At 67.7% G+C, this 23,513-nt stretch carries 19 protein-coding genes; 4 read left to right on the forward strand and 15 right to left on the reverse strand.

All coding sequences use genetic code 11. The features are described from left to right. The first annotated feature begins 81 nt into the window (after positions 1–81). Positions 82–873, forward strand: coding sequence for a DUF2189 domain-containing protein (locus ACFJGT_RS15525; RefSeq protein ID WP_377838869.1), 792 nt, complete (start codon positions 82–84; stop codon positions 871–873). Between the two features lie 293 nt (positions 874–1,166). Here the strand turns inward: ACFJGT_RS15525 and ACFJGT_RS15530 are convergent, their stop codons facing one another. After that, positions 1,167–3,206, reverse strand: coding sequence for a DEAD/DEAH box helicase (locus tag ACFJGT_RS15530; protein ID WP_377838870.1), 2,040 nt, complete (start codon positions 3,204–3,206; stop codon positions 1,167–1,169). A 358-nt stretch (positions 3,207–3,564) separates the two neighbouring features. Here ACFJGT_RS15530 and ACFJGT_RS15535 point away from each other — a divergent pair, with 358 nt between their 5' ends. Beyond that, positions 3,565–4,386, forward strand: coding sequence for an MBL fold metallo-hydrolase (locus ACFJGT_RS15535; protein WP_377838871.1), 822 nt, complete (start codon positions 3,565–3,567; stop codon positions 4,384–4,386). A gap of 5 nt (positions 4,387–4,391) precedes the next feature. On the opposite strand, the gene recN is transcribed toward ACFJGT_RS15535, so the two are convergent. The 8 genes from recN to ACFJGT_RS15575 form a co-directional block, all read right to left on the reverse strand. After that, entirely contained in the window at positions 4,392–6,077 is a 1,686-nt protein-coding gene (gene recN / locus ACFJGT_RS15540; RefSeq protein ID WP_377838872.1) for a DNA repair protein RecN, read from the reverse strand. Positions 6,078–6,148: 71 nt separating this feature from the next. Continuing rightward, positions 6,149–7,042: an outer membrane protein assembly factor BamD gene (locus ACFJGT_RS15545; protein ID WP_377848994.1), complete on the reverse strand. Its 894-nt coding sequence runs from the start codon at positions 7,040–7,042 to the stop codon at positions 6,149–6,151. Positions 7,043–7,340: 298 nt separating this feature from the next. Further along, positions 7,341–8,288 carry a UDP-3-O-acyl-N-acetylglucosamine deacetylase gene (gene lpxC / locus ACFJGT_RS15550; RefSeq protein WP_377838873.1) on the reverse strand — a complete coding sequence of 316 codons (948 nt, stop codon included), beginning with the start codon at positions 8,286–8,288 and terminating at the stop codon, positions 7,341–7,343. Positions 8,289–8,591: 303 nt separating this feature from the next. After that, positions 8,592–10,298 (reverse strand): cell division protein FtsZ, encoded by a 1,707-nt coding sequence (gene ftsZ, locus ACFJGT_RS15555; protein ID WP_377838874.1) that lies wholly within the window; start codon positions 10,296–10,298, stop codon positions 8,592–8,594. Positions 10,299–10,394: 96 nt separating this feature from the next. Further along, a complete protein-coding gene (gene ftsA / locus ACFJGT_RS15560; RefSeq protein ID WP_199089931.1) occupies positions 10,395–11,690 on the reverse strand; it encodes a cell division protein FtsA in 1,296 nt (431 codons plus the stop codon). 32 nt (positions 11,691–11,722) lie between these two features. After that, positions 11,723–12,685, reverse strand: a complete 963-nt coding sequence (locus ACFJGT_RS15565; RefSeq protein ID WP_377838877.1) for a cell division protein FtsQ/DivIB — start codon at positions 12,683–12,685, stop codon at positions 11,723–11,725. A 5-nt stretch (positions 12,686–12,690) separates the two neighbouring features. Then, on the reverse strand, positions 12,691–13,605 hold the full coding sequence (locus tag ACFJGT_RS15570; RefSeq protein WP_377838881.1) for a D-alanine--D-alanine ligase: 915 nt from the start codon (positions 13,603–13,605) through the stop codon (positions 12,691–12,693). A 285-nt stretch (positions 13,606–13,890) separates the two neighbouring features. Then, complete coding sequence (locus ACFJGT_RS15575) at positions 13,891–14,388, reverse strand: MarR family winged helix-turn-helix transcriptional regulator (RefSeq protein WP_377838884.1); 498 nt, start codon at positions 14,386–14,388, stop codon at positions 13,891–13,893. Positions 14,389–14,506: 118 nt separating this feature from the next. Here ACFJGT_RS15575 and ACFJGT_RS15580 point away from each other — a divergent pair, with 118 nt between their 5' ends. Beyond that, positions 14,507–15,394 (forward strand): EamA family transporter, encoded by an 888-nt coding sequence (locus ACFJGT_RS15580; protein WP_377838886.1) that lies wholly within the window; start codon positions 14,507–14,509, stop codon positions 15,392–15,394. Here ACFJGT_RS15580 and murB read toward each other — a convergent pair. From murB to ACFJGT_RS15600, 4 genes are all read right to left on the reverse strand, one after another. After that, complete coding sequence (murB, locus tag ACFJGT_RS15585) at positions 15,369–16,295, reverse strand: UDP-N-acetylmuramate dehydrogenase (RefSeq protein WP_377838890.1); 927 nt, start codon at positions 16,293–16,295, stop codon at positions 15,369–15,371. The two genes, ACFJGT_RS15580 and murB, sit on opposite strands and share 26 nt — an antisense overlap. 94 nt (positions 16,296–16,389) lie before the next feature. Beyond that, the gene (gene murC, locus ACFJGT_RS15590; protein WP_377838894.1) at positions 16,390–17,796 is read right to left on the reverse strand and encodes a UDP-N-acetylmuramate--L-alanine ligase; all 1,407 of its coding nucleotides are present in this window, start codon (positions 17,794–17,796) and stop codon (positions 16,390–16,392) included. Positions 17,797–17,811: 15 nt separating this feature from the next. Continuing rightward, a complete protein-coding gene (gene murG, locus ACFJGT_RS15595) occupies positions 17,812–18,915 on the reverse strand; it encodes an undecaprenyldiphospho-muramoylpentapeptide beta-N-acetylglucosaminyltransferase (protein WP_377838897.1) in 1,104 nt (367 codons plus the stop codon). Between the two features lie 4 nt (positions 18,916–18,919). After that, on the reverse strand, positions 18,920–20,044 hold the full coding sequence (locus ACFJGT_RS15600) for an FtsW/RodA/SpoVE family cell cycle protein (protein WP_377838901.1): 1,125 nt from the start codon (positions 20,042–20,044) through the stop codon (positions 18,920–18,922). Positions 20,045–20,491: 447 nt separating this feature from the next. Between ACFJGT_RS15600 and ACFJGT_RS15605 the strand changes: the two genes are divergently transcribed. Beyond that, a complete protein-coding gene (locus tag ACFJGT_RS15605) occupies positions 20,492–20,965 on the forward strand; it encodes a VOC family protein (RefSeq protein ID WP_377848997.1) in 474 nt (157 codons plus the stop codon). Positions 20,966–20,967: 2 nt separating this feature from the next. Here ACFJGT_RS15605 and murD read toward each other — a convergent pair whose 3' ends face one another. Continuing rightward, positions 20,968–22,401: a UDP-N-acetylmuramoyl-L-alanine--D-glutamate ligase gene (murD, locus tag ACFJGT_RS15610; RefSeq protein WP_377838907.1), complete on the reverse strand. Its 1,434-nt coding sequence runs from the start codon at positions 22,399–22,401 to the stop codon at positions 20,968–20,970. A 10-nt stretch (positions 22,402–22,411) separates the two neighbouring features. Further along, on the reverse strand, positions 22,412–23,494 hold the full coding sequence (gene mraY, locus ACFJGT_RS15615; RefSeq protein WP_377838913.1) for a phospho-N-acetylmuramoyl-pentapeptide-transferase: 1,083 nt from the start codon (positions 23,492–23,494) through the stop codon (positions 22,412–22,414). Positions 23,495–23,513 lie beyond the last annotated feature (19 nt).

The following is a 23,513-nucleotide window of genomic DNA, read 5'->3' on the forward strand; positions in this document are numbered from 1 at the left end:
AGCTCGACGCCGCAGGCCGTTGACGCCAAGATTCACGTCGACAGCCATATGGCGAACCGGGCCGGAACCGGGAGTTACGCCATGGCCAATCTCGACGGCACTGTCCATGACATTGTTTCGCTCTCGCAACCGCGGGTCAGGACCATCACCACGCGGGACCTGAGCGAAGCGTTGCAGCGCGGCTGGGAGGATTTCAAGGCCCAGCCGAGCCACCTCGCCTTCATCGCGCTGATCTACCCAATCGCCGGCATCATGCTGGCGCAGCTCACGGTGAGCTACAATATCTTCCCGCTGCTCTTCCCGCTGCTCTCGGGCTTCGCATTGCTCGGCCCCTTCGCTGCGATCGGCCTCTATGAGATCAGCCGGCGGCGGGAGAAGGGCATGGATACGTCCTGGGTTCACGCCTTCGCGGTGCTGCGCTCGCGCTCGATCGGTCAGATCGCCCTGCTCGGCGCCATGTTGACCGGAATCTTCCTCGCCTGGCTTTTCAGCGCCTGGTTCCTCTATCGCGGCCTGCTCGGCCTGCCGGCTGACGTCTCGACCCCCGATTTCCTGCGGGCGGTGTTCACCACCGCCGATGGCTGGATCATGATGGTGATCGGCAATGCGATCGGCCTGCTGCTGGCGATCCTCGCCTTCTCGATCTCGGTCGTGTCTTTTCCGCTGATCATCGACCGGCATGTCGATGCGCCCACGGCGATCCGCACCTCGATCGCTGCCGTCGAGGCCAATCCGCGCGTCATGATGTACTGGGGTCTGATGGTGACGGGCTTGCTCGTGCTCGGCTGCCTGCCGATGCTGGTCGGCCTGATCGTGATCATGCCGGTGCTCGGCCACGCCACCTGGCATCTCTACCGCAAGCTCGTCGGCTGAGGCCGGCGAGCCCAAACGGGAACCTTGGTCCCCAAAATGGGTTCACCCCCTGCCAGATCGAGCCGCAAGGCTCCATTCCGTCAGGGGGCTTTTCATGAACAACATCATTTATCTCGTCGGCCTCGTCGTGGTCGTGCTCGCCATCCTGTCCTTCCTCGGCCTGCGCTGAGGAAGGAGGACGGGGGGCGACCGCCCGACGGCAACGGCGCTTTAAGCGCGCTACCCCTCAAAGAAATAGCGCCGTCATCCCGGGCTTGACCCGGGATGACGGCGCTTTTGTTTGATGCTGAATCTCAGCCGCGAGGGCCGCCGCGCGGTTTGCCCTTGCCGAAGGGCTTAGCCCCGGCCGGGCGCCCGCCTTCGGGCTTGCCGGCGAAAGGCTTGCCGGCGAAGGGCTTGCCCTTGCCCTCATATGGCTTCTTGGAGCCGCCCCCACCGGGCTTGCCGTCGTCGCGGCGGGGCGGGCGCGCGTCGTCGCGCGGCGGCCTGCTGTCGGCGCGATAAGGCTGGCGGTCATCGCTCCGCGGTGCGCGTTGATTCGCATCCCGGGGCTCGAATCGCGGCCGCTGCGGCCTGTCCTCGCCAGCCGGCTCGTCGCCCCAGCTCTTCCGCGGCGCGGCCGGGCGCTCGGCCTTGTCCCCGAAAGCCTTGGCCGGGCGGCGCTCGGCCTCGGTCGTCGGCTCGATCACGATCTTGTCGCGATCCGGGATACGGACCGAATCGTAGAAGCGATCGGCCACGTCGGCATCGATCTCGACCTTGGTCTCACGGTCGAAGATGCGGATCGCGCCGACCTCGTCGCGCGTGATCCGGCCACGGCGGCACAGCATCGGCAGGAGCTGGCGCGGATCGGCGCCCTGCTTGCGGCCGATATCGAGCCGGAACCAGACGGTGTCGCCGCGCGGCCCGGCGGGCTTGCGCGCGCGCTCGCCGTCCTCGCCCTGCTCGCGCCCGGCACCGAACGGGCGCTTCGCGGGGTAATCCTCGTTCGTACGGACCGGGCGGCGCTCGTCGCGGCCGAAGCCGGGGTCGCCGACCTCTTCCGCTGCCGGCAGGCGGGTGCGGTAAAGCCGGACCAAAGCAGCCGCGATGTCGCGCGCCTCACGGCCCGCCATCAGCGCATCGATCATGCCGGCATCGTCCTCGGAGCCGTCGCCGCTCAGCAGCGGATCGGAGAGCAGGCGCTCCTGGTCGAGGACGAGAATTTCCTCCGCCGTCGGCGGGCCGATCCACTCGGCCTCGACCTTGCCTTCCATCAGCAGGCGCTCGGCCTTGCGGCGGCGCGACTGCGGCACCAGCAGGACGCTCGTGCCCTTGTTGCCGGCGCGGCCCGTGCGGCCCGAGCGATGCTGCATCACCTCGGAATCGTTCGGCAACTCGGCATGGATGACGAGGTCGAGACCCGGCAGGTCGATGCCGCGCGCCGCGACATCGGTCGCAACGCAGACCCGTGCCCGGCCGTCACGCAGCGCCTGCAGTGCCGCGTTGCGCTCGTTCTGGCCAAGCTCACCCGACAGCGCGACGGAGGTGAAACCGCGCTCCAGCAGGATCGCCTCGAGATGGCGCACGGCGTTGCGGGTGTTGCAGAAGACCAGCGCCACCGGCGCATTATGGAAGCGCAGCAGGTTGACGACGGCGAGTTCGGCCTCCTTCGGGAAGACGCGCACGGCCTTGTAGGCGATATCGGCATGGCCGCGCCGCGTCGCTTCCACCTCGATGCGCAGCGCATCGCGCTGATAGCTCTGGGCGAGCTGGACGATCGCCTTCGGGAAGGTCGCCGAGAACAGCAGGCTGCGGCGCTCCGCCGGCGTGGTCTTCAGGATGTATTCGAGATCGTCGCGGAAGCCGAGGTCGAGCATCTCGTCGGCCTCGTCGAGCACGACGGCCTTCAGCGCGGAGACATCGAGGCGGCGGCGCTCGATATGGTCGCGCAGGCGGCCCGGCGTGCCGACGACGATATGCGCGCCCTCGTCGAGCAGCATCGCCTCGCGGCGCGGGTCCATGCCGCCGACGCAGGAGATCACCCGCGCCCCGGTCTGAGCGTAGAGCCAGGCGAGCTCGCGCTGCACCTGCAGGGCGAGTTCGCGCGTCGGCGCGATGATCAGGGCGAGCGGCTCGGCCGCAGGGCCGAGCTTCTCGGCGGTGCCCAGCAGGGTCTCGCCAATGGCGAGGCCGTAGGCGATGGTCTTGCCGGAGCCGGTCTGCGAGGAGACCAGTAGGTCGCGCCCGCGGGCGGCGTCTTCGATGACGGCGCTCTGGACCGGCGTCGGGTCGGAGTAATTGCGATCGGCGAGCGCGCGCGCGAGCGGCGGGCTCGTGAGGGAAAAGGACATACGATAAAGGCCTAAGGGTTGCGGCGCCGACGAAGGAACGGCGCGAAAGCGTGACGATGGGTTCAGGCGGCACTAGAGCATCGGACCGAAAGGCGGAATGCGCTTCTCGGCAAATCCGATGCCAAAACAAAGAGCTAGATCGCCCCCCGTCGTCCCGAAGGACGTATGGCGATCTAACGGGCATGCTGCACCATCGGATGACAGCGGCTCATAAAGCAAAGCGACACAAAAGGAAATGCGGCATTCCCGCGCCCCGCGCAGGGCTGGGCCCGGCCGGACGCGCCTTGCCGGCAAGCTGACCACCCGACTAGCTTCCCGACCTCACCAGACATGCGCGACGCCGAAGCGGAGAACAGCCATGGTCCAGCAGTCCCGTCGCATCGGCTCCTACGAAGTCTCGGTACTTCATGACGGCGTGTTCGAGGCACCGCTCGATGTCCTCATCCATGCTGATGGCGAGGCCGCTCGCGACGAGGTGGTCGCGCGCTGGGGCAAGCCGAAGATCAGCATCGTCGTCAACTGCTTCGCGCTGAAGGGGCCGGACGGGATCACGCTGATCGATGCCGGCACCGGCCCCTCCTGGGGTGCGGCGATGGGCCATGCCCCCGCGGCCATGGCGGCTGCGGGGATCGCACCCGAGAACGTCGTCCGCGTCCTGATCACGCATTTGCACGGCGATCACGCGCTCGGCCTCTTCGACGGCGACCGGCCGTTTTTCCCGAATGCCGAGATCATCGTGCCCGAGGCCGATTTCGGCTTCTACGGCAACGAGGCCAATCGCGCGCGGGTGCCCGAGAAGAAGCAGGGCGCCTTCGCCATCACGGCGACCCTGAAGAAGCTTTATGCCGGGCGCATCCGTGCCGTTCCGGCCGGCGAGGCCCGGCCCGGCATCACGCTGATCCCGCTGCCCGGGCACACCTTCGGCCATAGCGGCTATCTGATCGAGGGCGGGAACGAGAGCCTGCTGCTCTGGGGCGATGCGCTGCATCTCTCCGACCTCCAGGCCTCGGACCCGGATATCGGCTTCGTCTATGATTTCGACGCAGCGACGGCGCTCGCCTCCCGCCGCGGCATCCTGGAACGCGCCGCGCACGAGAACTGGCTCGTCTCGGGCGGCCATGTCGAGGGCTTCAAGCGGGTCGTGAAGAAGGGTGCGGGCTACGAATTGCAGCCGGCCTGACAGCCTCAGCCGCGCAGGCCCGCCGCCTGCAGCAGGCGCCCGGCCGCGGCGCGGGCCTCCTCGGTGATCGAGGCGCCGGCCAGCATCCGCGCGATCTCCTCGCGCCGCGCCTGGTCCTCCAGCGCCGTGACCCGCGTCACGGTGCGCGAGGCCTCGCCCTCCCCGGCCGCCGATTTGGCGATCAGGAAATGCTGCGCGGCCTTGGCCGCGACCTGCGGCGCATGCGTCACCGAGATCACCTGGACCTGGCCGGCAAGCCGCGCCAGCCGCTCGCCGATCGCGTCGGCCACCGCGCCGCCGACGCCGGTATCGATCTCGTCGAAGACCAGCGTCGGAGCAGAGCCGCGTTCCGCCAGCACCACCTTCAGAGCCAGCATGAAGCGCGAAAGCTCGCCGCCGGAGGCGACCTTCATCATCGGCCCCGGCCGCGTGCCCGGATTGGTCTCGACCCAGAACTCGACCTTGTCGAAGCCCTCAGGCCCGCGCGCGTTCTCGTCGCTGTCGATGCGGGTGATGAAGCGCGCCCGCTCCAGCTTGAGCGGCGGCAATTCGGCCTTCACGGCCGCGTCGAGCCGCGCCGCAGCCCCCTGCCGTGCCTGGGAGAGGGCCTCTGCCAGCGCGACGAAGGCTGCTTCGGCCTCGCTCAGCTCCGCTTCGAGGCGCGACAGTGACGATTCGCTCTCGTCCAGTGCAGTCAGGTCGCTCGCCATCGTCGCAGCAAGGACCGACAGACCATCGACGGGCACGTCGTATTTGCGTCCGGCCGCCCGGAGCGCAAACAGCCGCTCCTCGATGCGCTCCTGCTCGCGCGGATCGTATTCGGCTGCGCGCGTCGCGGCGGCGAGCGCCTCACCGGCCTCCTCCAGCGCGACGATCGCGGTATTGAGCGCCGCGATCGAAGGATCGACCAGCTCCGGCGCCTGGCCGGCCCGGCGCTCCAGCCGGCGCAGCACGGCAGCAAGCGTCGGAATGGCAGAGGACTGGCCGCCGACGGCCTCATAGGCCTCGTTGAGGTCGCGGGCGACCTTCTCCGCCTGCATCATGCCCTGGCGGGTGGCAGCGAGTGCATCCTCCTCGCCGGTCTGTGGCGCGAGCTTGCCGAGTTCCTCGACGGCATGGCGCAGGAAATCCGCTTCCTTGCGCGCCGCTTCGACGCGCAGGCGCTGCGATTGCAGGGCCTGCCGCGCCCGCTTCAGCGTCTCGCTCGCTCCCGCGACTGCCTCGGCCTGCGCCTCCAGCGCGCCGAAGCCATCGAGGATCGTGCGATGCTGCGCCGGATCGGTCAGGGCGCGGTCGTCATGCTGGCCGTGAATCTCGACGATCGCCGCGCCCACCATGCGCAGGATCTGCACCGAGACCGGCTGATCGTTGATGAAGGCCCGGGTGCGTCCGTCGGCATATTGCACGCGGCGCAGGATGAGATCGCCGTCGGTATCGATCTCCTGCGCCTGGGCGAGCTTGCGCGCCGGATGCGTCAAAGGCAGGTCGAAGACGGCGCTGACCTGGCCTTGCGCCTCGCCATGACGCACGAGCGAACCGTCGCCGCGCCCGCCGAGCGCCAGCGCGAAGCCATCGAGCAGGATCGACTTGCCGGCGCCTGTCTCGCCGGTCAGGACGCTCAGCCCCTCATGGAAGCCGAGATCGAGCCGGTCGATCAGGACGATGTCGCGAATCGAGAGCTGCGCCAGCATCGGCGCTCAACCCCGTTTTCGGATGTGGCAGGATCGCCCGTGGCCCATCATGCAAGGGGCGTCCCATCCCGTCAGAAGCGGTTGATCCCGACGAGGCCGCCGACCGTGCGCGTGAAACCCTGGAAGGCGCGGCTGATGTAGGAACCGCGATCCTCGCGCGGCTCCAGGCCACCGCTCTGCAGCAGGGCATAGGCATCCTTGTACCACGGGCTGTCCGGGAAATTGTGCCCGAGGACGGCGGCCGCCGTCTGCGCCTCGTTGGTGATGCCCATCGCCATATAGACCTCGGTCAGGCGCATCAGCGCCTCCTCGACATGGCGCGTGGTCTGGTACTTGATGATGACTTCGCGGAAGCGGTTCACCGCGCCGGTATAATTGCGCTTCTCGAGATAGTAGCGCCCGACATTCATCTCCTTGCCGGCGAGCTGGTCGCGCGCCACCAGGAGCTTCTCCTTGGCGTCGAGCACGTATTCCGACTTCGGATAATTGGCGACGAGCTGCTCCAGCGCCTGGATCGCCTGGGCCGTCCGCTCCTGATCGCGGGTCGCGTCCGGAATCTGGTTATAATAGGACATGGCCAGGATGTACTGGGCGTAGGCCGCGTCGGGGCTCGCCGGGTTCTGCGCGATGAAGCGCTTGGAGGCGGTGATCGCCTCTTCCCATTTCGACGCCTGGAAATTGGTATAGGCCGTCATCAGCAGGCCCTTGCGGGCATAGGGCGAGAACGGCGCGGTCTTGTCGATATCCTCGAACTTCTTCGAGGCACCTTCGCTGTCGCCGCTCTGCAGACGGGCGAGGCCCTCGTTATAGAGCTTGTCGGCCGGCGTCGGCGGCGTCAGGTCCGGCTTGTAGACCTCGGGCTTGTCGAAGGGGTTGAGCGAGGACAGGGTATCGCAGCCGCCGAGCAGCATGGCGGCGCCCAGCGCGAGGGCGAGGCCCCTGCGCGCCGAAAGACCACGATGGATTGCCGGAAGGCTTTGCCGCGTCACGCTCACGTCGTCCGTCCTCTTTCGATCGTCCCTCAGGCATCGGACCGAAAAGTGGAAGCCACTCGTCGGAACAATCCGATGCTGAAACCAGGAACCGGGTCGCCGCTTTGCGTCTGGTAGGACGCATGGCGATCCAGCTTCCGGGAAGCATGCCTTACCTCAGACGCTTCCCCCGCGCCACTGCCGAAAATCGGTTATGACGTGTTTCCGCAGTGCCGCGGCATCTGGGACAAAAAACGGGCGATAGGAAGGCGAAGCAGCGTTCCGCCGTGCTTCAGTGCAGATCCGGCGCGAAAGCGGCCGGAGCGCCAGCAGCCATCTGCACGGCGCGCGGCGCCGCGAAGACCGGCTGGGATTCGACGATCGCGAAATTCGCGCGATCAGCGAACAGCGCCTGGAGGATCTGGACATTCATCCGGTGGCCGCCGCAATAGGAGCGGAACTCGCCGATGATCGGATAGCCGGCAAGCGCGAGATCGCCGATCGCGTCGAGCACCTTGTGGCGCACGAACTCGTCGCCATAGCGCAGGCCCTCGGGGTTGATCACCTTGTCCTCGCCGACGGCGACGGTGTTCTCCAGCGAGGCGCCCTGGGCGAAGCCCGCCTTCCAGAGCTGCTCGACATCGCGCATGAAGCCGAAGGTACGGGCCTTAGAGATCTCGCTGGCATAGCCTTGCGCGTCGAGGTCGAAGATCTTGCGCTGACGGCCGATCACGACGCTGTCGAAATCGATCTCGACATCCAGCCGGAAGCCCTGCTCGGCCGGGGCAAGCTCGGCGAAGGCGCGGCCCTGCTCGATGCGGACCGGCTGGAGAATCTTGAGATAACGGCGCGGCGCGGTGAGCGTCGTCATGCCGGTCGCTTCGATGGCCGCGACGAATTCGCGGGCGCTGCCGTCCATGATCGGCATTTCCGGCCCGTCGATCTCGACCAGCACGTTGTCGAGGCCCATGCCGGCGCAGGCCGACATCAGGTGCTCGATGGTCGAGACCGAGGCCGGGCCGCGATCGCCGATCACGGTGCAGAGCTCGGTGGCGCTGACCTTGGTGTGCTTGGCGTGAATGAGCTGGGGCGGCATGCCCTCGATGCCCGTGCGCAGGAAGACGACGCCGGAATTGGCGCTGGAGGGCTTGAGGCAGATGCTGGCGGGGGCTCCGGAATGGACGCCGATCCCGGTCAGGGTCACGGCTGCGCGCAGGGTCGTCTGCCGATCGAAGCTCATTCCGTCATCCAATCCTGATCATCGGGATCGCCTCTCATCCGCCTTGGCGGGGTGGCAGGATCACGATGTCTATCCAAGGCCGGCACCGGAGCGAACCCGGCGACGCTGTCGTTCTGATGCGCCGCAAGATAAGCGTTTGGAGCCGCCTCTCAAAATCACGCTTTCTTTCGCTGTGTTACAGCGCTGCTCAGGCGGAGCGGATCATATAAAGCGCTGAAAGATAAACATTTTCTAACGACGAAAAAACCGCCGCGGATGATCCGCGGCGGGCTTGTTACAAAGCCGTGAGGGGCTCGGGTCCGGTCAGTTCGCCTGGCGGCGGAGGAAGGCCGGGATCTCGAGATGGTCTTCCTCGCTGGAGCGAGTCGGCGCGGCGCGGCCATGCGGGTCGAGCTGGCCCTGGGCCGGACGCGAGGCCGGCTGCGGCGCCGGGCGGCGCATGTACTCGGCATGGGCGGCGCTCGGCGCAGCCGCCTGCGGCATCGGGGCCTGCGGCATCTGGCGGACAGGCGCGGGGGTGGGAGCCTGCTCGGCCTCCTCGTCCTTGCGGCCACCGAAGCCGACCGAAGCGAGGCGCTGCATCAGCGACATGCGCTTCTGCTCGACGGCGCTCGGGGGCTGCGGTGCGGGCTGGGCGCCGCGATGCGCGTTGAGCTGGGCCTGGCCCGGAGCCGGCAGATCCTCGACGCGCGGCATGCGGGTCGGGCGAACGACGGCGCGCTCCGGCATCGGCGGGATGAAGCTCTCGTCGAAATGCAGGTGCGGCTCGGCATGGTGGACGGGCTCGGGCGCAGGCGCAGCGGCCATGACCGGGCGCGGCTGCACCGGCTCGATGCGGATGTCCTGCGCGACCTGGGCGATCGGAGCGGGCTCCGGAATCTGAACCGGGGCGACGCGGGCCGTCTCGATCACGGGCGCCGGCGGGGCGACCGGGCGGGCGGTGGCGACGGCGGCGTTGCTGCGCAGGCGGGCTTCCGCCTTCAGGCGCTCGGCGACCTGGGCGATGCGGGCTTCGGTGTCGTCGTTCTCGACCAGCGACGAGATCGGCTTGTCGATGCCGGTCGCGACGACCGAGACGCGCACGGTGCCTTCCAGCGATTCGTCGAAGGTGGCGCCGACGATGATGTTGGCCTCGGAATCGACCTCCTCGCGGATGCGGGTGGCGGCCTCGTCGACCTCATAGAGCTTCATGTCGCGCCCGCCGGTGATCGAGATCAGCAGGCCGCGCGCGCCCTTCATCGAGACGTCGTCGAGCAGCGGGTTGTTGATCGCGGCCTGGGCCGCGGTCAGCGCGCGCTTCTCGCCCTGCGCCTCGCCGGTGCCCATCATCGCCTTGCCCATGCCGCGCATCACGGCGCGCACGTCGGCGAAGTCGAGATTGATCAGGCCGGGACGGACCATCAGGTCGGTGATGCAGGCGACGCCCGAATAGAGCACCTGGTCGGCCATGCCGAAGGCGTCGGCGAAGCCGGTGGTCTCGTTGGCGACGCGGAACAGGTTCTGGTTCGGGATGACGATCAGGGTGTCGACCGCCTCGTTCAGTTCGCCGATGCCGGCTTCAGCCATGCGCATGCGGCGCTGGCCTTCGAACTGGAACGGCTTGGTGACGACGCCGACGGTCAGGATGCCCATGTCGCGGGCGACCCGGGCAATCGCGGGAGCAGCACCGGTACCGGTGCCGCCGCCCATGCCGGCGGTGATGAAAACCATGTGGGCGCCCGCCAGATGATCGCGGATCTCGTCGATGACCTCTTCGGCCGCCGCGCGGCCGACTTCCGGCTGCGAGCCGGCGCCGAGACCCTCGGTGACCTGCAGGCCCATCTGCACGATGCGGGAGGCGCGCGACAGGGCGAGAGCCTGCGCGTCGGTGTTGGCGACGACGAAATCGACGCCGTCGAGACCGGCTTCGATCATGTTGTTGACCGCATTGCCACCGGCGCCACCGACGCCGAACACCGTGATCCGGGGCTTCAGTTCCCGGATGTCCGGGGCTTGCAGATTCATCGCCATGGTTGCCTCTTTTGATCCTTTGTCCGGCGCCTGGCGGGAGCCGTCCCGATTGCTACGTTTGACGCCGTGGCCCGTCCACCGGACGCGCCGTACTCACTAGAAACTGTCTTTCAGCCACCGACCGACACGCGAGAAGTAGCCGTCCGTCCCGGTTGCGAAATGGCGCGCACCGGCAGCGCGCGGCTCGAAATGCTCGACATGGGCGACCTGCGGGTAGACCAGCAGGCCAACAGCCGCCGCGAAGGCCGGGCCCTTGCCCGCTTCCGGCAGGCCCTTGATCCCGAGCGGGCGGCCGGTCCGGACCTGGCCGCCGAGGATGCGCCGCGCCACTTCCGGCAGTCCGGTGAGCTGGCAGGCGCCGCCGGTGAGGACGACGCGCCGCCCGGCCTGGGCCGAGAAGCCGGCATTGTTCAATCGGTCGCGCACCAGTTCGAGGATCTCCTCGACGCGCGGCTTGATGATCCGCACCAGATGCGACTTGGCGAGATGGTTCGGCATGTCGCGCTCGTCGTCGTCGACCTGCGGCACCGCGATCATGTCGCGCTCGTCGGAGGCGCTGGAGATGCAGGAGCCATGCAGCGTCTTCAGCCGCTCGGCCGCCGAGACGCGGGTCGAGAGGCCGCGCGCCACGTCCATGGTGATGTGGTTGCCGCCGACGGCGATCGCGTCGGCATGGACGAGATGCCCGCCCGAGAAGACGCCGAGCGAGGTCGAGCCGCCGCCGAGATCGACGAGCACGACGCCCATCTCCGATTCGTCGTCGACGAGGACCGAGAGGCCGGACGCATAGGGAGTCGCGACCACCGCCTCGACTTCGAGATGGCAGCGCTCGACCGCGAGCATGACGTTGCGCGCCGCAGCCGCTTCGCTGGCGACGACATGCATGTCGACCGAGAGCTTGCCGCCGATCAGCCCGCGCGGATCGAGCACGCCGGGCACGCCGTCCAGCGCATAGCCGGTCGGCAGGGCATGAAGCACGGCCTTGCCGGGGCGCAGCGCATGGGTCGCGGCCGTCGCGAGCACGCGCTTCACATCGCTGTCGCCGACCGAGCCGGAGCGCAGGTCGACGCTCGCCGCATAATGCTGCGAGCCGATGCGCCCGCCGGTCAGGTTGACGATGACCGACTGGACCTCGACCTTCGCCATGCGCTCAGCCGCGTCGACAGCGGCACGGATCGCGCGCTCGGCGCTTTCGAGATCGACGATCGCGCCGCCCTTCAGGCCGAGCGAGCGCTGGTGGCCGATGCCGATGATGCGGGCGACATGGGTGCGCCCGCGCAGCCGCTCGTTGGTCTCTGCCGGGCTGAGCTCGGCGATCAGGCAGACGACCTTGCTGGTGCCGATGTCGAGAATCGACAAGGTCGCGCTCTTGCGCGACGACAGCGGACGCATGCGGGGAGTCAGACCCTGGGAGGTGACGTGGTTCACGCCTCGCCTCCCTTCTTCTTGGCCTTGCTCTTGAGCTGGTCGGCGCGGGCCGCGGCAGCCTCTTCCGAGAGCCGCATCGTCACCCGGTCGGGCTGGCGCAGGTCGATGGCGAGCACATCCTTCTCGAGGATGCGATAATCGCTCTCCAGCGACACGAGGCGCTGCACCGCGGCTTCCGGCTTGGTCTCGGGCAAGCGCACATCCATGCCGTTGTCGAGTTTCAGGTTCCAGCGACGCCCGGAGACCAGGGTCGCTGCGCGGATATGCTGGGCGAAGGCGCCGGCCTTGCTGCGGATCGCCAGATATTCGGCGGCGCGGTTGTTGGCGTCGGCGCCGACGACCAGCGGCAGATAGGCGAAGCGGCCATCGTCCATCTTGTCGATCACCGTGCCGTCGGCCGCGATCACGAAAAGCTCGCCCTTCACCTGCCAGAGCGCATAGGGCTCGCGCTCGGTCAGCGCGATCGAGACCTCGCCCGGATAGAGCTTGCGGACGGCGGCCTCGCGAATCAGCGGTGTCGCTTCGAGCTGCTTGCGGGCCTCGTCGGCGTCGAAGAACACCAGCGAGGTCTTCGAATCGATGCCGGCCGCGACCAGGACCTCCTGCTCGGACAACCCCGAGAGGCCGGAGATGGTGACGCGGTCGATGCCGAAGCCGAGCGCCCGCGCGAACATGTGGCGCGGCTCGCCGTAATTGTCCTGCATGGTCTGCCAGTGGCCGCCGAGCACGAAGCCGCTGCCGAGGCTGAGCGTCAGGAAGCCCAGCGCCAGCCAGGTGCCGAGGCTCTGCGGCAGGCGCTGCGCCAGCGGCACCGCGATCGCGCTGCGGCGCGAGCGGCGCATCCAGCGGCCCTGGCGCTGCTCACCCACCAGCAGCTGGGGGGCGGCAGGCGCCACCGGCAGCCGGGAGAGCGGCCGGGCAGGCGCGAATCGGGGCATGGCAACGGTCTTCGTCGTCATCGCTTTCACCGATCGAGGGAGGCGTCCTCCACCATCCATTTGACGAGCTCACCGAAATCCAGGCCCGCATGGGCAGCCAACTCGGGCACCAGGCTGGTTTCGGTCATCCCGGGCTGCGTATTGACCTCCAGCCAGACGAGCGTGTCGCTCTCGTCGTGGTAGCGGAAGTCAGATCGGCTGACGCCCCGGCATCCGATTGCTTGATGCGCCGTTAACGCACACTCTTCGATCTGCTGGTAAATTTTCGGTAAAATTTGAGCCGGACAGATGTGGATCGAGCCGCCTTTCGCGTACTTCGCGTCGTAGTCGTAAAACTCACCGGTTGCGGCTTGTATTTCGGTCACACCGAGGCTGCGGTCGCCCATCACGGCGCAGGTCAGTTCGCGCCCGGCGATGAAGGTTTCGGCCAGCAGCATCTCGCCGCAAGGCCAGTCCGGCCGGGCGATTTCCTGCGGCGGATGCTCTCTGCCCTTCTTGACGATGACGACGCCGACGGAGGAGCCCTCGTCGATCGGCTTGAGCACGTAGGGCGGCGGCAGGACATGCGCCTTGGCGGCGGCGAATCGCGAGACGTTGACGCCGTGCGCGACCGGCACGCCGGCCGCCTTCACCACGGTCTTCGCCCGGTCCTTGCGGATCGCCAGCGCCGAGGCCAGCACGCCGGAATGGCTGTAGGGAATGCGCAGGATCTCCAGCACGCCCTGAATCGTGCCGTCCTCGCCAAAGCGGCCATGCAGGGCGTTGAAAGCGACATCGGGCTTCAGCTTCGCCAGCACCTCGGCGATGTCGCGCTGCACGTCGACGCGCGTGACGCGGTAGCCGACGCTTTCCAGTGCCCGCGCGCAGGCCGCGCCGCTGTTGAGGCTGACCTCCCGCTCGACGGACCATCCGCCCATCAGCACTGCAACATGTTTGGTCATCGACGCTTCGCTCCTGCGATGCGTCCAACCTCGTTAAACTTGGTTAACAGCGCGTTAACCAAGACGAACGCCGCGTTAAGGGGCGTCGTCGGCGTTTCGGGACAAGGCCCTGCGGAACCCGTTCGCAGCGGGACCGAGCACGCGTGTTTTCAAGGAAACGCGGATCATCCCGGCCGGAGCGAAGCGAAGAGCCGGGATCCATGCCTGAAGCTCGATCGGAAGCGCTCCGGCATGGATCCCGGGTCAAGCCCCGGATGACCACGCGGGTCCCGAGAGAATCAGCCGCTAGCCGATCTTTGCGAGCAGACGCCTGAGTTCCGCCCGCTCCTCCCCCGAAAGCGCGCTGACCAGCCGCTCCTCGGTCGCGACATGGCTGACGACGATTCGGTCCACCAGCGCGAAACCGGCCTCGGTCAGCACGATCCGCAGCGCCCGGCGATCGGCCGGATCGGGCTGCCGCTCGATCAGCCCGCGCTTCTGCAAGCGGTCGAGCCGGTTCGTCATCGCCGAGGTCGAGATCATCATGTCTGCCGCAAGCTCGGAGGGCGAGAGCGCCCGCCCCCTGCCCTGGCGCCGAAGCGTCAGCAGCACGTCATGGCCGGCGAGATCGAGATCGTCCCCCGCGAGATTGGCGGAAACCCCCTCGCGCACCCGGTCCGCCGCCCGCCAGAGATCGCCGCAGACCGCCATGACGCTGGTGTCGAGATCGGGCCGCTCCCGCCGCCACTGCGCCAGGATCGAATCCATCGGACCGCCCTGAACGCCGGCTCGCTCCTGACTCATTCCGGCTCCTTGCCAAATAACTTCACGTCAGATAATTTGATATCGAATTATCTCATATCAAATCAAACTAGCAGCCGCGCCGCCATGAGCCAAGCGCGACGCGCGATCGGAGGCCAAGATGCCGCTGAACCGGACCTTGCTGACCACGATCCTCGTGCCCTGCATCTGGGGCACGACCTACATCATCTTCACCCAGACGCTGCCGGTGGATCATCCGCTGCTCGTCGGCGCGCTGCGGGCCCTCCCCGCCGGATTGCTGCTGATGGCGCTCGGCCCTGGCCTGCCGCCGCGCGACAAGCTCCTCCCGCTGGCGGCGCTCGGCCTTGCCAATATCGGCATCTTCTTCGCCCTGCTCTTCGTCAGCGCGGCGCGCCTGCCCGGCGGGCTTGCCGCGACCGTCGGCTCGACCCAGCCCCTGATCGTCGGCCTGCTCGCCTGGCCCCTGCTCCGCCGGCGTCCGGGGCGCGGCCAGATCCTCGCTGCACTCGCCGGTCTCGTCGGCGTCGCGCTCTTGGTGCTCGATCCCCACGCCAAGCCCGATGCGATCGGCATCATCGCCGGGCTCCTAAGCGCGGCATCGATGGCGACCGGGACCGTGCTGATCGAACGCTGGGGCAAGCTGGGTTCGCCGCTGGCGATCGCGGCCTGGCAGCTCACGCTCGGCGGCCTGATCCTGCTGCCCATTGCCCTATTCGTCGAAGGCTTGCCGCCGGTGCCAACCGCCCTGAACGGGCTCGGATTCGCCTATCTCGTGCTCATCGGCACGGCCCTGACCTACTGGCTCTGGATCAGGGGCATCACGACACTGGGTGCCGGCGTCGCCTTCCTCGGGCTGCTCAGCCCGACCATGGCGACGATCCTCGGCGCCCTGCTTCTGGGCGAATGGCTGAGCCCGCTTCAGTTCCTCGGCATCGCGATCGTGCTGGGCTCCACGATCGTCGGGATGATCCTCTCACGCCGCCGCGCCTCGGCAGCCCCGGCTACGCCGCAACCCCGAGCCGCTTGATCTCCCACTGCAAGTCGAAGCCGGAGTTGTCCTTGACCCGGCGGCGAACCTCCTCGCCGAGCCCCTCGACATCGGCGGCCGTCGCGCCGCCGGTATTGATCAGGAAGTTGCAATGCATCTCCGAGACCTGCGCCCCGCCGACGCGCAGGCCGCGGCAGCCGGCGGCATCGATCAGCTTCCAGGCCTTGCCGCCTTCGGGGTTCTTGAAGGTCGAGCCGCCAGTGCGCTCCTTGATCGGCTGCGCCGCCTCGCGGGCTGCCGTGACCCGGTCCATCTCAGCCTGGATTTCCGCCTGGTCGCCCGGCCGCCCCTGGAACAGGGCGGAAGTGAAGATGATCTCGCGGGTCGAGGCCGCGCTGTTGCGATAGGTGAAGCCCATCTCGGCATGGGAGAGCGTCACGATCTCGCCCTTGCGGGTGACGCCCCGCACCGAGACCAGCACATCGGTCGTCTCGCCGCCATGAGCGCCGGCATTCATACGCAGCGCCCCGCCGATCGAGCCGGGAATGCCGCGATAGAAGGCGAGCCCGTCGAGCGAGGCATCGGCCGCAGCGCGCGCAACCTTCACGTCCGGCACCGCCGTGCCGGCACGCAGCCGGTCGCCGCTCTCCAGCGCGATCTCGCCGAAAGCCTTGCCGCCGAGCCGGACCACGACACCGGGAATGCCGCCATCGCGCACGATCAGGTTGGAGCCAAGCCCGATCACCGTGACCGGAATCTCTTCCGGCAGCTTCGACAGCAGGTAGGCGAGATCCTCGTCATCGGCCGGCGTGAACAGGATCTGCGCGGGGCCGCCGACGCGAAACCAGGTCAGGCCCGAAAGCTCCTGATTGGCGAGGAGCCGGCCCCGCAGATCGGGAGCCGAGGCGCGGATAGCGGAGGAGAGGTCTGCGAAGGGCATGGCGTCGCTTTAGAACATGATGGTCCGGGACGGAACAGCCCGTCATGCGAGCGCTCAAGCCCAAGCATGACGGCGCAATTGCGGCGATTCCGGCTTACCCCTTCAACGCCGCCAGTTCCCCCGGCAGCGCATAGGCCCATTGCGTGATGTTGCCGGCGCCGAGGAACACAACATAGTCGCCCGGCCCCGCCAGCTCCGCCACCATCCCGGCGAGCTTGTCGGAGCTCTCCAAGGGCAGCGCGTGGCGATGACCGCGCGCCTTGATCCCGGCGACCAGCGAATCGCGGTCGGCGCCTGCGATCGGCGCTTCGCCCGCCGCATAGGTATCGGCCACGATCACCGTATCGGCATCGTTGAAGCAGGCGGCGAAATCGTCGAACAGGCTCGACAGGCGGGTATAGCGATGCGGCTGGACGATCGCGATCACCTTGTTCTTGGTCGAGGCGCGGGCGGCCTTGAGCACGGCCGCGATCTCGACCGGGTGATGGCCGTAATCGTCGAAGATCAACGCGCCGTTCCACTCGCCTGTCTTGGTGAAGCGGCGCTTGACGCCGCCGAAGCCGGCCAGCGCCTCGCGGATGCGCTGGACCGGGATGCCCAGATCATAGGCGACCGCGATCGCCGCCGTGGCGTTCAGCGCGTTGTGATGGCCCGGCATCGGCATGATGAGATCGCGGATGACCTCGTCGCGGCCGGTCTTGCGGTCGCGGATCAGCAGCGTGAACTTCGCCTGCCCGCCCGAGAGATCGATATCGATCAGGCGGAAATCAGCCTGCGGGTTCTCGCCATAGGTGACGACGCGGCGGTCGGTGATCTGGCCGACGAGGCCCTGCACGGTCGGATGGTCGATGCACATCACGGCGAAGCCGTAGAAGGGCAGGTTCTCGACGAAGGAGCGGAAGGCCGCCTTGATCGCGTCGAAGGTGCCGAAATGGTCGAGATGCTCGGGGTCGATATTGGTGACGATCGCGACGTCGGCCGGCAGCTTCAGGAAGGTGCCGTCCGATTCATCGGCCTCGACCACCATCCAGTCGCTCTCGCCCATGCGGGCATTGGTGCCATAGGCGTTGATGATGCCGCCATTGATCACGGTCGGGTCGAGCCCGCCCTTCTCCAGCAGCGTCGCGACCAGCGAGGTCGTGGTCGTCTTGCCATGGGTGCCGGCGATGGCGACGCAGCTCTTCAGGCGCATCAGCTCGGCCAGCATCTCGGCGCGGCGCACCACCGGCAGGCGCTGCTCGCGCGCGGCGAGCAGCTCCGGATTGTCGCGCTTGATCGCGGTCGAGACCACGACGACCTCGGCCTCGCCGAGATTCTCCGCCTTGTGGCCGACGAAGGTGGTGATGCCCTTGTCGGCGAGGCGCTTGACGTTGGCGCCGTCGGAGGCGTCCGAGCCCTGCACCTTGTAGCCGAGATTGTGCAGTACCTCGGCGATGCCGGACATGCCGATGCCGCCGATGCCGACGAAATGGATGGAGCCGAGCTTCGGCGGCAGCTTCATGGTCCTGGAATCCTGTCAGTTCGGAGTATGGGCCGTGGCGATCACGAGATCGGCGAGGCGGTCGGCGGCGTCGGGAATGCCGGCGCTCTTCGCGTTTGCCGCCATCGTCGTCAAGTGCGCGGGCTGTGCGATCAGCTTCGACAATTCGGCGGCAAGATGGCGCGGCGTGAATTCGGGCTGGAGAATGCGGATCGCCCCACCCACGCCTTCGAGGAAGGCGGCATTGGCCGCCTGGTCCTGGTCGAGCGAGCCCGGCAACGGCACGAGCAAAGCCGGCCGGCCGATCACGGTGAGCTCCGCCACCGTCGAGGCGCCCGAGCGCGCGATGACGAGCTGTGCCGCCGCCATCTGCGCCGGCAGGTCCTTGAAGAAGGGCGCGATCGTCGCCGGGACGCCGAGCGTCTCGTAGATGCCGCGCACGCGCTCGTCGTCCTCAGGTCGCGCCTGCTGGACGATGGTCAGGCGCGCCCGCTCGGCCTCGGTCAGGAGCTGGATCGCTGGCGGCACGATATCTGCCATGATGCGCGCGCCCTGGCTGCCGCCGAAGACGAGCAGCCTGATCTTGCCCTCGCCCGGCGGGTCATAATCATGGGCCGCAGCCTCTATCACGGCGGGGCGCACGGGATTGCCGACATGGCGGCACTTGGCCTGCTGCGCTTCCGTCGGACCGCCGACCTTGGCGAAGCCGGTCGCGATCACATCGGCCCGTCCGGCGAGGAAGCGGTTGGCCCGGCCGATCACGGCGTTCTGTTCGTGGATCAGCGTGCGCACGCCCGCAAGCGAGGCGCCCAGAACGGGCGGCACGGTCGGATAGCCGCCGAAGCCGACGACGACGTCCGGCTTCACCTGCCGGATGATCCGCCGCGCCGCGAACGTGCCCTTGGCGATGGCGAACAGCGCCGCCGCCTTCTGCAGCGGCGAGCGCCCTGACGGCGTCGCCGCCGGCACGGCATGCACCGCCTCGGCCGGAAAGCTGCCGGCATATTCGGCGGCACGCGTATCGGTCATCAGCACCACACGCATGCCCTTGGCGTGGAGCGCGTGGCTCAATGCCTCCGCCGGGAAGAGGTGGCCGCCGGTTCCCCCGGCCGCCAGCATGATCAGCTTGCCCGTCGCCATCGGCTCAGCGCCCGAAATCGACGGAGCGCGGCCGCCGCCGGGTCAGCGCCAGCAGGAAGCCCATCCCGACAGCGAGCGAGAGCAGCGAGGAGCCGCCATAGGAGATGAAGGGCAGCGTCATGCCCTTGGCCGGCATCATGTGCAGGTTGACCATCATGTTGATCGCCGACTGGATGCCGAAGAGCAGCGCGAGCCCGGTGACGGCGAGGCGGACGAACGGGTCCTCCGCCTTCTGCGCCACCAATAGCGCCCGGATCACGATGACCGCGAAGAGCGCGACCAGCAGCATGCAGACCACGATGCCGAACTCCTCGGCCGTGACCGCGAAGATGAAGTCGGTATGGGCGTCGGGCAGGATGCGCTTCACCGTGCCCTCGCCCGGACCTTTGCCGAGCCAGCCGCCCTGCGCGAAGCTCTCCAGCGCCGTATCGACCTGGAACGAGTCGCCCGACCCCTTGTCCATGAAGCGCTCGATGCGGGCGCGGACGTGCGGCACCAGTTCATAGGCGACGACGATGCCGACGGCGCCAATGCCCCCCAGCCCGACCACCCAGAACCAGTGCAGGCCGGCGACGAAGAACAGGCCGCACCAGACCAGGCTGACCAGCATGGTCTGGCCGAAATCGGGCTGCAGGACGAGCGGCACGATGGTGACCGGCAGCAGCAGCAGCGCCAGGATCGTGCCCGGAAGGTCGGGCCGGCGCATGCCTTCGGCGAAGGCCCAGGCAGCCATCACCACGAAGGCCGGCTTCAGAAATTCGGACGGCTGCACCGAGCCCAACGGCCCGAGAGTCAGCCAGCGTCTCGCGCCCTTCACCTCGACGCCGAAATAGAGCGTCGCCACCACCATGGCGAGCGAACCGAGATAGATCAGCAGCGCGGCGCGGCGCACCTGGCGCGGCGTCATCAGCGACACCCCGAGGAAGATCACCATCGCAGCGCCGAGATAGGCGGCCTGCCGGTTGACGAAATGGAAGGTCGAGAGGCCGAGCCGCTCCGCGACCGGCGGCCCGCCTGCCATCAGCAGCACGACGCCCGAGACCATCAGGGCGACGAGCGCGGTCAGGATGAGGCGATCGATCGACCACCACCAGCGACCGCTGAGAGAAGGTTCCGCGCGCGAGACCATTGTTTGGCTCCATCGGTCGGCATTTCGCCAAGTTGAGGCGAGCCCTCATCCTGAGGAGCGATCCGACGGATCGCGTCTCGAAGGATGCTCCAGAAAGCTCTGGAGACAGCTGGACCATCCTTCGAGACGCGGACGAAAGCCCGCTCCTCAGGATGAGGGCTCGGAGGCGGAGATCGGTCGACCTCGCCGGCGAATCACTCTGTCAATGAATGGTTAACCGATTGATTCCGATGCGCTGGATCGGCGGTGTCAAAGCCTGCCATCCACAGTGGCACATCGCGCCCGGCGGCACGCTGGCAGCGGGTCCAGCCCTTCGATCGATCCCGCGCCTCAAATCGGACTCGTGCTGCCGATCAAATGTGGAGGCCGCTCGTGACACATATTGTCGTCCTCATGGGAGGAGTTGCACCCGCACCAGTTTCGACAGCGAAAGGACTGATCATGGCCATCGCCAAGAACACGATCTGCCTGTGGTACGACAAGGATGCCGAGGCCGCCGCCCGCTTCTATGCGCAGACCTTCCCGGACAGCGCGGTGAAGGAGGTCTTCCGCGCTCCCACCGATTTCCCCTCCGGCAAGGCCGGCGACGCGCTGACCGTCACCTTCACCGTTCTCGGCATCCCCTGCCTCGGCCTCAATGGCGGGCCGATGTTCAAGCACAGCGAAGCCTTCTCCTTCCAGATCGCTACCGAGGACCAGGAGGAGACGGATCGCTACTGGAACGCCATCGTCGGCAATGGCGGGCAAGAAAGCGAATGCGGCTGGTGCAAGGACAAATGGGGCCTGTCCTGGCAGATCACCCCGCGCGCGCTGACCGAAGCGCTCTCCGCCGGCGGCGAGGAGGCCAAGCGCGCCTTCGCCGCGATGATGACGATGCGGAAGATCGACGTCGCCAAGATCGAGGCGGCGCGGCGGGGTTGAAACTAGCGCTTCCCGCCGAAGGGCTCGAAGCCGGGCAATCCTGAGACCAGCTTGCGGAACGTGTCGCCGCGCACCTCGAAATTCGGGAACTGGTCGAAGGAGGCACAGGCCGGCGAGAGCAGCACCGCGATCTCGCCCTCGCCCGGCGCCGCCAGCGCATCGCGCGTCGCATCGGTCACGGCCTTGTCGAGCGTGACGCTGCGCTCGTAAGTGACGCGCCCGTCATCGTCGAAGGTCGCGGCGAAGAGGTCGCTCGCCGCGCCGATCAGATAGGCCTTGGCGATGTTCGGGAAATAGCGGCGCAGGCTGTCGATGCCGCCATCCTTGGCCTTGCCGCCGAGGATCCAGAAGATGCCGTGGAAGGAGGTCAGCGCCTTCTCGGTCGAATCCGCATTGGTCGCCTTGGAATCGTTGATGAAGACGACGCGGCCGATCCGGCCGAGCTCCTCCATGCGGTGCGCCAGGCCCGGATAGCTCTTGAAGCCGGCCGCGATCTCTTCAGCTGTCAGGCCCAAAGCCGAGCAGGCGGCAAAGGCCGCCGCCGCGTTCTGGGCATTATGCGAGCCGCGTAGGCTACCGATGCCGGCGAGATTGGCGACGACGCGCGGCTTGCCGTCCTTGACCTCGACGATGCGCGTGTCGAGCCGGCCCTGATTGGCCGTGACCCCGGCGAAGACGCCCTCGTCGAGCGGCTGCTCGCCGCTGATCTTGACCAGCGGGCGGCCTCCGGCGGCGCGGCGGCGCGCCATCTGCTTGGAAGCCTCGTCATCGACGCCGATCACCGCGATATCGGCCGCCGCGACCAGCCGCTCCTTGATTCCCGCATAGTTCTCCAGCGAGCCGTGCCGGTCGAGATGATCCGGCGTCAGGTTCATCTGGATGCCGACGGTCGGAGCCAGCGAGGGCGCGAGGTCGATCTGGTAGCTCGAGCACTCGATGACATGGATGCGGTTAGCGGCCGGCGGCTCCAGCGCCAGCACGGCGGTGCCGATATTGCCGCCCATCTGCACGTCGCGCCCGGCTTGCCGGAGCACATGCGCGATCAGCGCGGTGGTGGTCGACTTGCCGTTGGTGCCGGTGATGCAGACGACCGGTGCGCCCGGCGCGATCTTCGCCCGCTCCAGGAAGAACAATTCGACATCGCCGATGATCGCGACGCCGGCAGCCTTGGCCTTGCCGACCGTCCAGTGCGGCTCGGGATGGGTCAGCGGCACACCGGGCGAGAGCACGAAGGCCGCGAAGCCCGACCAGTCGGCATTGGCGAGATCGACGACGGCGATGCCCTCGCCCGCAGCCTTCTCGCGGCTCTTCTCGTTGTCGTCCCAGGCCGCGACATCGGCACCGCCGGCCTTGAGCGCACGCGCCGTGGCGAGCCCGGAGCCGCCGAGGCCGAACAGGGCGACCTTGCGCCCAGCGAAAACGGTGACGGGCGTCATGCGTGCACTCTCAGCGCAGCTTCAGCGTGGCGAGGCCGACCAGCGCCAGCACGACGGAGATGATCCAGAAGCGGATCACGACCTGCGGCTCGGTCCAGCCCAGCTTCTCGAAATGGTGGTGGATCGGCGCCATCAGGAAGACGCGCTTGCCGGTGCGCTTGAACACGAAGACCTGGATGATCACCGAGAGCGCCTCGACGACGAAGAGACCGCCGACGATCGCCAGCACGATCTCGTGCTTGGTCGCGACCGCGATGGTGCCGAGCAGGCCCCCTAAGCCGAGCGAGCCGGTATCGCCCATGAAGATCTGGGCCGGCGGTGCGTTGAACCAGAGGAAGCCGAGGCCGGCGCCGATCACCGCGCCGCAGATCACCGCGAGTTCGCCAGCGCCGGGGATATGATGGATCTGCAGGTAGTTGGCGAAGATCGCGTTGCCGACGAGATAGGAGATGAAGCCGAAGGTGCCGGCCGCGATCATCACCGGCACGATGGCGAGCCCGTCCAGACCGTCGGTCAGGTTCACCGAATTGCCGGCGCCGACCACGACGAAGGCGGTGACCAGCGGGAACAGGATGCCGAGCGGGATGATCGCTTCCTTGAGGAAGGGCATCGCGAAGCCCGAACCGATCGCCGGCGGCTGCGTCTGCATGACGAAATAGCAGGCGATCAGCGCGACCACGATCTCGATCGAGATGCGCGCCTTGCCCGAGAAGCCCTTGTGCGACTGCTTGGTGACCTTGAGATAGTCGTCATAGAAGCCGATCGCGCCATAGGCCGCGGTGACGCCGAGCACGATCCAGACATAGGGGTTGCGCAGGTTGCCCCAGAGCAGCACGGCGACGAACAATCCGGTCAGGATCATCAGCCCGCCCATCGTCGGCGTGCCGCGCTTGGCAAGATGCGATTCCGGCCCGTCGGTGCGGATCGGCTGGCCCTTGCCCTGCTTGATCCGGAGCCAGGAGATGGCCGAGGGGCCGAAGAAGAACACGAAGAGCAGCGCCGTCGCGGTCGCCCCACCTGCGCGGAAGGTGATGTAGCGGAAGACGTTCAGCACCGGGAAGGTGCCGGCGAAGTCGGCGAGCCAGACGAGCATGCTGCGGGTTCTCTTGTGA

This window comes from Allobosea sp. UC22_33 (genome assembly GCF_042700715.1).
Lineage (GTDB): Bacteria > Pseudomonadota > Alphaproteobacteria > Rhizobiales > Beijerinckiaceae > Allobosea.